Source organism: Curtobacterium sp. AC268 (assembly GCF_979258745.1).
The window spans coordinates 1,244,223-1,256,226 of the sequence record NZ_OZ409878.1; the positions used below are offsets into that span (position 1 = coordinate 1,244,223).

Consider the following 12,004-nt stretch of genomic DNA (forward strand, 5'->3'; position numbering starts at 1 on the left):
GACTAGTCCTGCACGGGCACCGCGACGTGCTCGGGCACCGCGACGTCGATGTCGAGCCCGAGGTCGAGTGCCCGCGCCGAGTGGGTCAGCGCCCCGACCGAGATGACGTCGACGCCGGTGGCCGCGATCGCCGCGACGGTGTCGAGCGACACGCCTCCCGAGGCCTCGACGAGCGCGCGCCCGGCGACGATGCCGACCCCGGTCACGAGTTCGTCCGGGGTGAAGTTGTCGAGCATGATCGTGTCGACCCCGGCCGCGACGACGGGTTCGATCTGGTCGATGCGGTCCACCTCGACCTCCACGTGCACGGTGTGCCCGAGCCGCTGGCGGGCCTGGGCGATCGCGTCGCCGATGCCGATCCCGCCGGCCAGGAGCACCGCCAGGTGGTTGTCCTTGGCGAGCACGGCGTCCGAGAGCGAGGTGCGGTGGTTGTGTCCGCCGCCGCACCGGACGGCGTACCGCTCGAGTGCTCGGAGGCCCGGCGTCGTCTTCCGGGTGTCGACGATCCGCGCAGCGGTGCCCGCGGCGGCCGCGACGTGGGCCGCGGTGGTCGTCGCGATGCCCGACATCCGCTGGACCAGGTTGAGGGCGACCCGTTCTGCCCGCAACACGGCCCGCGCCGACCCGGTCACGGTCGCGAGGACGTCGCCCGCCGCGAAGTGCGTGCCGTCGGCGACGTGCACCACGGCCTGGATCGACGGGTCGACGGCGTGCATCACGGCGACGAACACCGCCCCGCCGCTCAGCACGCCCGGCTCGCGCGCGCCGAGGGTCGCGGTCGCGGTCGCCTCCGAGGGGATCAGCGTCTCGCTGGTGACGTCCCCCCAGGGCGCGTCCTCCTCGAGCGCGGTCTCGATCACGCGACGGAGCGCGTGCGGCGGGATGGTGCCGGGGTCGGTGATCATGCGGGTACCTCCTGCGGGACGGCTGCGGAGCCGTCGGCGCGTTCGTCCGTGTGCTCGTCGGGGTGTGCGTCGGTGTGTGCGTCGGTGTGGTCGGCGACCCAGGCGTACGAGGCCGGGGCGGTGGGGTCGGTGTCGGGGTGGTCGGTGCGGGCGTGCGCCCCGCGGGACTCGGTGCGGGCCTCGGCGGCGAGCGCGACGAGTCGGGCCAGGTCGAGGAGCGCACGGTCCTCGTGCTCGCGCACGCCGCCGCCGGTCGGCGCGGTCAGCGCGTCGAGGTCGCGGCGTGCGCTGGCCAGCCCGCCGGCGTCACGGAGCAGCCCGACCCGGTCCGTCATGACGGACTGGACCGCCTGTCGGACGGCACCGTCGTCGTCGAGGCGGGTCGCGCCTCCAGGCAGGGTCGGACTGGGCCCACGCCTGCCGGTTCCGGCGCGCTGCGGAGCCTGCGGAGCGGCGTGACGGCCGAGCAGGTGGGGAGAGGCGCGGATCGCGTCGGCCGCTCGGGGCACCCTGGTGACGTGGAGACCGGCGTCCCCGCGCAGGCGGAGCAGGCCGGGTCGCGGTGCAGCGACCGCGTCCGCTGCGCGGACCGCGAAGACGAGTCCCTCGAGCAGGGAGTTCGAGGCGAGCCGGTTGGCGCCGTGGACCCCGGTGCAGGCCGCTTCGCCGACGGCGAGCAGTCCGGGCAGGCTCGTGCGGCCCTCGGCGTCGGTCGCGATGCCGCCCATCGAGTAGTGCGCGGCCGGTGCGACGGGGACGCCTTCGCGGGTCCAGTCGAACCCTGCGGCGCGGGTGGTCCGGGTGAGTCCGGGGAAGCGCGTGACCAGGAACGCGGCGTCGAGGCCGGTGGCGTCGAGGAGCACGGGTGCGCCGCCCTGGTCGCGCACCGCGGCGGCGATCCCCCGGGCGACGACGTCACGCGGGGCGAGCTCGGCGTCCGGGTGCACGTCCGTCATGAAGCGGTGCCCGGCGGCGTCGCGGAGGACGGCGCCCTCACCGCGGACGGCTTCGGACACCAGGCCGCCGCCGGGGACGGCCAGCCGCGTCGGGTGGAACTGGACGAACTCCAGGTCGGCGAGGACGGCGCCGGCGCGCCAGGCGGCGGCGACCCCGTCACCGGTCGCGACCAGGGGGTTCGTCGTCTCGCGGTACAGGTGTCCGGCTCCCCCGGACGCGATGACGACGGCGTCCGCGTCGAGCCGGCGGGGTTCCCCGAGCAGGTCGAGGACGTCGACGCCGACGACCACGCCGCCGCGGACGACCAGGTCGGTCAGGCTCGTGCGCTCCAGGATCGTGACGTGTCGGCGGTGCAGCACCGCGATGAGGGTGCGTTCGATGGCGGCTCCGGTCGCGTCACCGTCGGCGTGCACGACGCGCCACCGGCCGTGCGCGGCTTCACGCCCGCGCGCGAGGTCGTCGCCGTACCGGTCGAGGGTCGCCGGGTCCGACGACCGGTCGAAGGGCACCCCGAGGGCGAGCAGGTCGCGGACGCGGGCCGGGCCGTCGGTGCACAGGACCTCGACGGCCCGGGCGTCGGCGCTGCCCGCCGCGGCGACGTGGGTGTCGGCCTGGTGCAGCGCCGCGGAGTCGTCGGCGCCCAGCGCCACCGCGATGCCGCCCTGGGCGTACGCGGTGGCGCTGTCGGCGAGCGCCCCCTTCGTCACCAGGGTGACGTCGTGCAGGGCACTGGCGCGGATCGCTGCGGTCAGCCCGGCGATGCCGGAGCCGACGATGACGACGTGCACGGTGGTCTCCCTCGTTCGGTCGGGTCCGCGTCTCAGCCGCGGGGCTTGGCCGCGAGCATGCGCTCGAGCGCGACCTTGGCGTCGGCCTGCACGTCGGCGGGGACGACGATCTCGTTGAGGACCTCGCCGCGGACGAGTGCCTCGAGCACCCAGGCGAGGTAGCCCGGGTGGATCCGGTACATCGTCGAGCAGGGGCAGACGACCGGGTCGAGGCAGAAGATCGTGTGCTGCGGGTACTCGGCGGCGAGCCGGTTCACCATGTTGATCTCGGTGCCGATCGCGAAGGTGGTCGGCTCGGTGGCCGCGGCGACGGTCTTCCGGATCAGGTCGGTGCTGCCGGCGTGGTCCGCGGCGTCGACGACGGCCATCGGGCACTCGGGGTGCACGATGACCTGCACGCCCGGGTGCTCGCGGCGGGCCTGGTCGATCTGTTCGACGGTGAAGCGGCGGTGCACCGAGCAGAAGCCGTGCCAGAGGATGACCTTCGCCTCGAGCAGGTCCGCGGCGGTGTTGCCCCCACCGGGCTTCCGCGGGTTCCACATCGGCATCAGGTCGGTGCTGATGCCCATCGCCTTCGCGGTGTTGCGGCCGAGGTGCTGGTCGGGGAAGAACAGGACGCGCTGCCCGCGCTCGAAGGCCCACTCGAGCACCGTCGCGGCGTTCGACGAGGTGCAGACGAGGCCACCGTTCCGACCGCAGAAGGCCTTGAGGTCGGCGGCGGAGTTCATGTAGGTGACCGGGATCACGGGGACGCGGCCGTCGGCGTCGGGCTCGGTGCCGTACACCGCCGTCAGCTCCGCCCACGCCGCCTCGACGCTGTCGATGTCGGCCATGTCGGCCATCGAGCAGCCGGCGGCCAGGTTCGGCAGGATCACGCGCTGGTCGTCGCGCGCCAGGATGTCGGCGGTCTCGGCCATGAAGTGCACCCCGCAGAACACGATCGCCTCGGCGTCGGGCTTCGTCAGGGCGGCGTTCGCGAGCTGGAACGAGTCGCCGAGGAAGTCCGCGTGCCGGACGACCTCGTCGCGCTGGTAGAAGTGCCCGAGGACGACGACCCGGTCGCCGAGGGTGGCCTTCGCCCGCTCGATGCGCTCGTGGAGCTCGTCGGTCGGGGCCGTCTTGTACTCGTCGGGCAGGACACCCTGGCGCGGGGCACTCGTCGGGATGACGTCGGACATCGACGACCCCGGGCCGTACCCGGGGCGGGAGTCGAAGTCCCACGTCGGCACGGCGAGGTCGGGCGTGCAGGTGCTGCCGGCGGCCCTGCCGTTGGAGATGAGTTCGATCGTCGTGGCGATGGACACGGGGTTTCCTATCGGTTCCGCTGCTGGTGCTGATCGGCCCCGGTCTGCAGCGGGCCGTTGTCCGCGTAGGCCAGGTCGGGGTTCGAGCGGTACAGCCGGGCCGGACGGTGCCGGCCCCCGCTCGTGGTCTCGTCGGTCGGCAGGACCGCGTCGGTCTTCTCGACCTGCCGACGGAAGTTCGCGGGGTCGAGTGCTCGGCCGAGCACCGCCTCGTACACGCCCCGGAGTTCGGCGAGGGTGAAACGGTCGCCGAGGAACGCCTGCGCGATCCGCGAGTACGACATCTTGTTGCGCAGCCGCCACAGGGCGTACTCGACGATGCGGTCGTGGTCGAAGGCGAGCGGCGGGTGCTCGTCGGCCAGGAACCACCGGACGTTCCAGTCGTCGGGCACGACGTTCGCCTCGTCCGGGTGCACGAGCGCCCAGTACACGATCGACACCACGCGGCTCGGGGAGCGTCCGACGTCACCGAACGCGTACAGCTGCTCGAGGTACCGCGGCTGGACGTTCGTCGTCTCGCGCAGTCGGGCGGCCGCGGAGTCCTCGAGGCCCTCGTCGTCGCCGACCCAGCCGCCGGGGAGCGCCCAGGAACCCTCGAACGGTTCGGCGACGCGACGGACGAGCGGCATCCACAGCGCCGGGGCCCCGGTGTCGGGGTGCGGGCGCAGCGCGACGATCACGGTGGAGACCGCGACGCGGATGCCTGCTTCTTCCATGGTGGAGATAGTGTCAATCTGACTCGAAGTGTTCGGGTTGGGATGACACTATCACTGCCGACGCGGTGCGCTCGTCACGAGCCGGAAACAGATCGTCACGGGGCCGAAAACTGCCGGCAGGCCGCCGCGGTTAGCGTGGAGGACATGACGACGGTGACGAGGGTGCATGCCGTGGTGTCGGGGACGGTCCAGGGGGTCGGCTTCCGGTACTGGACCGCTCGGAAGGCCGACGGGCTCGACCTCGTCGGCTACGCGAGGAACCTCTGGGACGGCACGGTGGAGGTCGAGGCAGAGGGACCCTCGGTCGCCGTCGACTCGTTGGTCGAGTGCCTGCGCACCGGGCCGCCGTCGGCGACCGTGACCGACGTCACCCTGCGGTCGGTCGTGCCGCACGGGGACGCCGACGGGTTCGCGATCCTGCACTGAGCGGACGTGCGTGGGAGCGGTGCCGGCGCTCGGCGTGCTCGGCACCGATCGTTCACCTGCGGATGTCGGAGCGAAGCGGAATAATCGCATCCACTCAGGGAGTTGGCCTGTCTGCGCGTCCTGCGCCACACCCGTTCCACCCGTCGTGACCCACCAGGAGCACCCGCATGACCCAGGCCGTCGATTCCGCCCCCCCGCACGGGAAGCGTCTCGCAGCCGTCCGCTGCCGAGACCCGACTCGTGATCGGGCTGCTGCTCGTCTCCGCGTTCGTCGTCATCCTCAACGAGACCATCATGGGCGTGGCCCTGCCCCGGCTCATGGACGACCTGGACATCAGCGCCGCGACCGGCCAGTGGCTGACCACCGGCTTCCTGCTCACCATGGCGGTCGTCATCCCGATCACCGGGTTCCTGCTGCAGCGCTTCAACACCCGACCGGTGTTCGTCTGGGCGATGGGCCTGTTCTCGGTCGGCACGCTGATCGCCCTCCTCGCGCCGGGCTTCACCGTCCTGCTCGTCGGCCGCATCGTGCAGGCCAGCGGCACCGCGATCATGATGCCACTGCTGATGACGACGGTCCTGACCCTCGTCGACCCCGCACACCGTGGCCGCATCATGGGCAACATCTCGATCGTCATCTCGGTCGCTCCGGCCATCGGCCCGACGATCTCCGGCCTGATCCTCAACGCGTTCTCGTGGCGCTGGCTGTTCGGCTTCGTGCTGCCCATCGCGATCGCGGCGCTCATCCTCGGCATGGTCAAGGTGCAGAACGTCTCGACGCCGCGCAAGGCGCCGATCGACGTCCTCTCGGTCGTGCTCTCCGCCTTCGCGTTCGGCGGCATCGTCTACGGCCTGTCCAGCATCGGCGAAGCCGGCGCGACCGGTCCGCTCGTCCCGGTGACCGCCCTGGTCGTCGGTGCCGTCGCCCTCGCGGTGTTCATCGTCCGGCAGACGCGCCTGCAGCGCACCGACAGCGCCCTGCTCGACCTGCGCACCTTCCGCACCCGTGGCTTCACGGTGCCGATCGTCGCGATGGGCCTGAGCTTCATGGCGATGTTCGGCACGCTCATCCTGCTGCCGATCTACCTGGAGCGCGTCCTCGGCCTCGAGGTCCTGCAGGTCGGCCTGCTGCTGCTCCCCGGTGGTCTGCTGATGGGCCTGCTCTCCCCCATCGTCGGTCGCATCTACGACCGCCGTGGCCCGCGCGTGCTGCTCATCCCCGGATCGATCATCGTCAGCGCCGTGCTCTGGGCGCTCTCCACCGTCGGTGTCGACACCAGCGTGTGGTTCGTCCTCGGTGCGCACGTGGTGCTGAGCATCGGCCTGGCCCTCACCTTCACGCCGCTGTTCACCGCGGCGCTCGGCGGGCTGCCCCCGAAGCTGTACTCGCACGGCAGCGCGGTGCTCGGCACGGCGCAGCAGCTCGCCGGTGCGGCGGGTACGGCCCTGTTCGTCACGCTGCTGACGATCGGTGCAGCCACCGCCGTCGAGGGCTCCGGTGCCCGTGGGGTCCAGGTGGCCACCGCGTCGGGCGTCGGTACCGCCTTCATGGTCGGCGCGATCATCTCGCTGTTCGGCATCCTGGCGTCGGTGTTCGTCCGCCGGCCCGAGGTGCCCGAAGGCGCGCCGACGCCCCCGCCCGTGCACTGACCGACGAGCCTCGCACTGACCGACGAGCCGGGCCGGACGCCGAACCCGTGACGGGACCGGCGCCCGGCCTGCTCCCGTCTCGGGCCCGCGTGGCAGGGTGGGCGCCATGCGGTCGACGACGAGCGAGCTCAACTGGTCCGGCACGGTCACGTACACGGCCGAACGGGTCGTCCGCCCGTCGTCGATCGACGAGGCCGCCCAGGTCGTGGCCGACGCCGACCGGGTGCACGGCCTCGGCACCCGGCACTCGTTCAACGACGTCGCCGACACCGCGGGCACCCTGCTCGACCTGACCGGCATCCCCACCGACCTGGTCGTCGACGCCGAGCACCGCACCGTCACGCTCGGGGCAGGCACCCGGTACGGCGACGTCGCGGCCGACATCGACCGTGCCGGGTTCGCCCTGCACAACACGGGGTCCCTGCCGCACATCTCGGTCGGCGGTGCGGTCGCGACGGGCACCCACGGCTCCGGCACGACACTGGGGTCGCTCGCCACCGCGGTGCGCGCGTTCGAGGTGCTCGGTCCGGACGGCTCCGCCCGGACTCTCGACCGGACTGACCCCGCGTTCGACGGTGCCGTGCTGCACCTCGGACTGCTCGGCATCGTGACCCGGGTGACCCTCGACGTGGAACCTGCCTACCGGATGCGTCAGGACGTCTACGGCGCGATCCCCTGGGACACCTTCACGGCGAACGTCGCCGAGGTGCACGCCGCCGCGTACTCGGTGTGCGCCTACACGGTGTTCGGCGACGCGATCACCGAGGTCCTGGTCAAGTCGCGCGTGCCCGACGGCGCCGAGGACGTGCCGGTACCCGACGCGCTGGCCGGCGCACGCCGCCTGCCCGGCACCCCCGGCGACGACCGCCGGACCGCGCGCGACGGCTCGGTCGGCCCGTGGTGGGACCGGCTGCCGCACTTCCCGATCGGGTCCGTCCCGAGCCACGGGTCCGAGGTGCAGAGCGAGCACTTCGTCCCGCTCCGGCACGCGGCGGCCGCCCTCGACGCGCTCCGGGGGCTCGCCGACCGGATCCAGCCGCACCTGCACGTCTGCGAACTCCGGACGATGGCGGCGGACGAGCTCTGGCTCAGCCCGACCCAGGGCGAGGACGTCCTCTGCATCGCGTTCACCTGGAAGAAGCACCCGGCCGAGGTCGCCGCGCTCCTGCCCGACCTGGAGTCCCGGCTCGCGGCCTTCGACGGCCGACCGCACTGGGGCAAGATGAGCTCGCTCGACCAGGCGGCGGTCGCTGGGCTGTACCCGCGGCTGGCGGACTTCCGCGACCTCGTCGCCCGGGCCGACCCGGAGCGGACGTTCGCATCCGCGTTCGGCGAGCGGGTGCTCGGGACCTGAGCCGGGCCTCCAGGCCGTGCCCCGGAACCAGGTTCGGGAACGCACCCGATGCGTGGCCCGCTAGTCGGTCGTGAACGCGAGCGGCGTGATCGTCCGCGTCTCGCCGTCCCAGTGCCGGACGCCGCCGACGTCGAGCGTCTCCGGCAGCAGCACAGCGCGCAGCGCAGCGACGGCGCGCGGCAGGTCCTCGTCACGAACCCGGCGGGCCAGCGTGACGTGCGGCGACCAGTGCCCGGGCAGCGACGTCTCGACGCCGCCGGGGGCGACCGCGTGCACCTCGCCGTGGAAGGTCGTGAGCGCCGCGTCGACGACCACCGCGCGCACGAGGACCGACCGACCGGAACCCGCGGGGAAGAGCAGCAGCCCACCGAGCCGGATCGAGGTCGGGACCGACGTGCGGAACCCCGCCGGTACGGGCAGCGTGTCCCCGGCGGCCAGGGTGACGTGCGGAGCGTTCGACGGCGACGGGTGCCGGCCGAGGCTCGGCAGGTCGGCGTCGATCAGGGCCTGCCAGGCGGACCGCACGGCGGCGTCCGACTCCGGACCGAGGACGAGTTCGATGCTGCGCACGGTCCGAGTCAACCAACCCGGACCGCGAGGTGCCCCGTGACGGTTCAGCGGGCCGCGCCCTGGCGGCGATGTAACACAGCGGAACGGAACTCGCCCCGGGGGTGGACCGCACGTCACACTCGTCTCCACGCCGCGGACCACCGCGGCGCCCCCACACGCACGGCCCACGAGGAGCACCAGCATGTCCGCAGCCCCCGCACTGCCCGAGAAGCCGAAGGGCAAGCGCCCGATCGGCTGGATCGTCGCCGCCGCGATCGTCGTCGTGGCGATCGTCGTCGCCGTCATCGTCGGAGCCGTCCGCTCCGGGAGCAACGACGCCGGTGCCGCCGGTGACGCCGCCCCGAAGACCGTCACGATCGGTGTCGCGGACAAGTCGCTCGGCTACTGGAGCACGTACACGAAGCTCGCGAAGGACAAGCTCAACGTCACCGTCAAGCTGACGAACTTCTCGGACTACTCGCTGCCGAACCCCGCCCTGAAGGACGGCCAGCTGGACATCAACCAGTTCCAGCACATCCAGTACCTGGCGGACTACAACGTCACCTCCGACGACGACCTGCAGCCGATCGGTTCGACCGCCGTGTACCCGCTGCCGCTCTACGCGACGAAGTACGACAAGCCCTCCGAGCTGCCCGCGAACGCGAAGGTCGCGATCCCGAACGACTCGATCAACCAGGCGCGTGCGCTCCTGATCCTGCAGGCGGCGGACCTGATCACGCTCAAGGACGGCGGCTCGGCGTTCTCCACCGCGGACGACATCGAGACGAAGAAGGTCGACGTCCAGCCCCTCGACGCCTCGCAGACCGCGAACGCGCTGCAGCAGGGCTCCGTCGCCGCCGCCGTCGTGAACAACAACTTCGCCACCGCCGCCGGCCTGCCGATCTCGGACGCGATCTACCAGGACGACCCCCTCGAGCGCCAGCGCCGCCCCGTACGTGAACGTGTTCGCCGTCCGCGACGAGGACAAGGGCAACAAGACCTACCTCGACCTGGCGGAGCTGTTCCAGGACGACGCCGTGCAGAAGGCCTTCGCGAAGGACCTGCCCGAGGCCGTCGCCCGCGACGAGAGCGCCGCGAAGCTGCAGGACGAGCTCGCCCAGGTCGAGCAGGACGCGAAGGCGGCCAAGCAGTAGTGCCGGTCCTCGTCGAACTCCGCGGCGTCTCGAAGCACTACCGCCGCGCCGACACCGGCGAGACCGTGGTGGCCGTCGAGGACGTCTCCCTGGACGTGCACCAGGGAGAGGTCCTCGGCGTCATCGGGTACTCCGGTGCCGGCAAGTCCACCCTGGTCCGCCTGGTCAACGCGCTGGAACTGCCGAGCTCCGGCACGGTGACCGTCGCGGGCCGTGAACTGACGGCGATCCCCGAGCGGGACCGCCGTCTGGCGCGTCGCAACATCGGGATGATCTTCCAGCAGTTCAACCTGTTCCGGTCCCGCACGATCGCCGGCAACGTCGCGTACCCGCTCAAGGTCGCCGGCGTGCCGAAGGCCGAGCGGGACCGTCGCGTCGCCGAGCTGCTCGACTTCGTCGGCCTGCTCGAGCGCGCCCACGCCTACCCGGAGCAGCTGTCCGGCGGCCAGAAGCAGCGCGTCGGCATCGCCCGCGCCCTCGCCGCGTCGCCTGACCTGCTGCTCGCCGACGAGGCGACCAGCGCCCTCGACCCGGAGACCACGTCCGAGGTGCTCGCGCTGCTCCGCCGCGTCAACCGGGAGCTCGGCGTCACCATCATCGTCATCACGCACGAGATGGACGCCGTCCGGCAGATCGCCGACCGGGTCGCCGTGATGGAGCAGGGGCGGGTCGTCGAGGTCGGGGACGTCTACGACGTGTTCTCGACGCCGAAGACCGGCGCCGCGCAGCGCTTCGTCCGCACCGCGCTGCACGACCGACCCTCCCCCGAGACGCTCCGACGCCTGCGGGACCGCCACCCGGGTCGGCTCGTCACGGTGCAGATCACCGACGAGGCCGGGCTGCAGAACCGCATCGACGCCGCGTTCCGCGCCGCCGGGGTCACCGCCGAGCTCGTCTACGGCGGGGTCGGCGAGATCCGGGAGCGCCGGATCGGGTCGCTCACCTACGAACTGAGCGACGCCAGCGGCGGGTCCGGTCGGCCAGGTGGGCCAGGCGGTCCTGGCGGGTCGGGTGCGCCCGGCGCCATCGACGCCGCGATCGCCGCACTCCGCGCCGACGGCGTCACGACCGACGAGGAGGCCGCCGCGTGAACAACAACTCGTTCCAGAGCGTGATCGACACGTTCGACGTCTTCCTCGCCGCCATCCGCGACACCATCGTGATGTCGCTCGTCTCGCTGGTCATCGCCGGGGTCATCGGCCTCGCGCTCGGCCTGCTGCTGTACGCGACCCGTCCGGGCAACGTCCTCGGCAACCGCACCGCGTACACGGTGCTCAACGTGTTCGTGAACCTGATCCGCCCGATCCCGTTCGTGATCTTCCTCGCCGCGATCGCGCCGCTGTCACGGGTCGTCGTGCAGACCACCATCGGTGTCCCCGCGGTGACCTTCGCGATCTCGTTGGCCGCGGCCTTCGCGGTGTCCCGGATCGTCGAGCAGAACCTGCTGTCCGTCGACCCGGGCGTCGTCGAGGCGGCTCGGGCCTCCGGTGCACACCCCGTGTCGATCCTGCTGACGGTGCTCATCCCCGAGGGCCTCGGCCCCCTGATCCTCGGGTACACGTTCATCTACATCGGCATCGTCGACATGACCGCGCAGGGCGCGCTGATCGGTGGCGGCGGACTCGGCGAGTACGCGATCACCTACGGCTCGCAGCGCTACGACTGGTGGGTGGTCTACGTCTCGGTGGCGGCGATCGTCGTCATCGTGCAGCTCGGCCAGTTCATCGGCAACCGCTTGGCACGCGCGACGCTGCGTCGCTGACGCGGGCTCGCGGGGCGCCGGTGCAACGCCCTGGAGGCCCGGTGCCGGTCCACGAGACCGGCGCCGGGCCTCCGGTGCGTCGCCGCTCCGACGGACGCGCCCAGCGGCGTGCGCCGAGCGGTCACGACTCCCCGCTCACCGCCGCCGAGGTCGCACGAACCGTCGCCCGACGCCCCCGCAACCGACAGATCCCGACCACTCGACGCCACACCCGCGGCACGTCGAGCGACCTCGGCACGAGCGGCGCGCCGCCCGACGACAGGCCCGGCAACCGACTGCCGAGCGGTCACGACTCCCCGCTCACCTCCGCCGAGGTGGCACGAACCGTCGCCCGACACCCCCGCAACCAACAGATCCCGACCACTCGACGCCACACCCGCGGCATGTCGAGGGGCCTCGGCACGAGCCGCGACGAACCGCCCGCGCGCCCGGCAACCGG

At 72.4% G+C, this 12,004-nt stretch carries 10 protein-coding genes; 5 read left to right on the plus strand and 5 right to left on the minus strand.

What is annotated here, in order from left to right; translation table 11 throughout:
• Positions 1–2: 2 nt before the first annotated feature.
• The 4 genes from nadC to ACZZ9K_RS05850 are packed head-to-tail and all read right to left on the minus strand — an operon-like array spanning position 3 to position 4,670.
• Entirely contained in the window at positions 3–905 is a 903-nt protein-coding gene (nadC, locus tag ACZZ9K_RS05835; protein ID WP_463443537.1) for a carboxylating nicotinate-nucleotide diphosphorylase, read from the minus strand.
• Entirely contained in the window at positions 902–2,650 is a 1,749-nt protein-coding gene (locus ACZZ9K_RS05840; protein WP_463443538.1) for an L-aspartate oxidase, read from the minus strand. The genes nadC and ACZZ9K_RS05840 overlap by 4 nt, the downstream gene beginning before the upstream one ends.
• 32 nt (positions 2,651–2,682) lie before the next feature.
• A complete protein-coding gene (gene nadA, locus ACZZ9K_RS05845; protein WP_463443539.1) occupies positions 2,683–3,954 on the minus strand; it encodes a quinolinate synthase NadA in 1,272 nt (423 codons plus the stop codon).
• Between the two features lie 8 nt (positions 3,955–3,962).
• Positions 3,963–4,670, minus strand: coding sequence for an NUDIX hydrolase (locus ACZZ9K_RS05850; RefSeq protein WP_463443540.1), 708 nt, complete (start codon positions 4,668–4,670; stop codon positions 3,963–3,965).
• Between the two features lie 144 nt (positions 4,671–4,814).
• Here ACZZ9K_RS05850 and ACZZ9K_RS05855 point away from each other — a divergent pair, with 144 nt between their 5' ends.
• The 3 genes from ACZZ9K_RS05855 to ACZZ9K_RS05865 all read left to right on the plus strand — a co-directional run bounded on the left by ACZZ9K_RS05855 (position 4,815) and on the right by ACZZ9K_RS05865 (position 8,100).
• Positions 4,815–5,096, plus strand: a complete 282-nt coding sequence (locus tag ACZZ9K_RS05855) for an acylphosphatase (protein ID WP_035808828.1) — start codon at positions 4,815–4,817, stop codon at positions 5,094–5,096.
• 183 nt (positions 5,097–5,279) lie between these two features.
• Positions 5,280–6,746, plus strand: coding sequence for an MDR family MFS transporter (locus ACZZ9K_RS05860; RefSeq protein WP_463444739.1), 1,467 nt, complete (start codon positions 5,280–5,282; stop codon positions 6,744–6,746).
• 106 nt (positions 6,747–6,852) lie between these two features.
• On the plus strand, positions 6,853–8,100 hold the full coding sequence (locus ACZZ9K_RS05865; RefSeq protein ID WP_463443541.1) for a D-arabinono-1,4-lactone oxidase: 1,248 nt from the start codon (positions 6,853–6,855) through the stop codon (positions 8,098–8,100).
• 60 nt (positions 8,101–8,160) lie between these two features.
• Here ACZZ9K_RS05865 and ACZZ9K_RS05870 read toward each other — a convergent pair whose 3' ends face one another.
• Complete coding sequence (locus ACZZ9K_RS05870; protein WP_463443542.1) at positions 8,161–8,670, minus strand: 2'-5' RNA ligase family protein; 510 nt, start codon at positions 8,668–8,670, stop codon at positions 8,161–8,163.
• A 181-nt stretch (positions 8,671–8,851) separates the two neighbouring features.
• Here ACZZ9K_RS05870 and ACZZ9K_RS05875 point away from each other — a divergent pair, with 181 nt between their 5' ends.
• A complete protein-coding gene (locus ACZZ9K_RS05875) occupies positions 8,852–10,894 on the plus strand; it encodes a MetQ/NlpA family ABC transporter substrate-binding protein (RefSeq protein WP_463443543.1) in 2,043 nt (680 codons plus the stop codon).
• Positions 10,891–11,565: a methionine ABC transporter permease gene (locus tag ACZZ9K_RS05880; RefSeq protein WP_214529670.1), complete on the plus strand. Its 675-nt coding sequence runs from the start codon at positions 10,891–10,893 to the stop codon at positions 11,563–11,565. The genes ACZZ9K_RS05875 and ACZZ9K_RS05880 overlap by 4 nt, the downstream gene beginning before the upstream one ends.
• Positions 11,566–12,004: the final 439 nt, after the last annotated feature.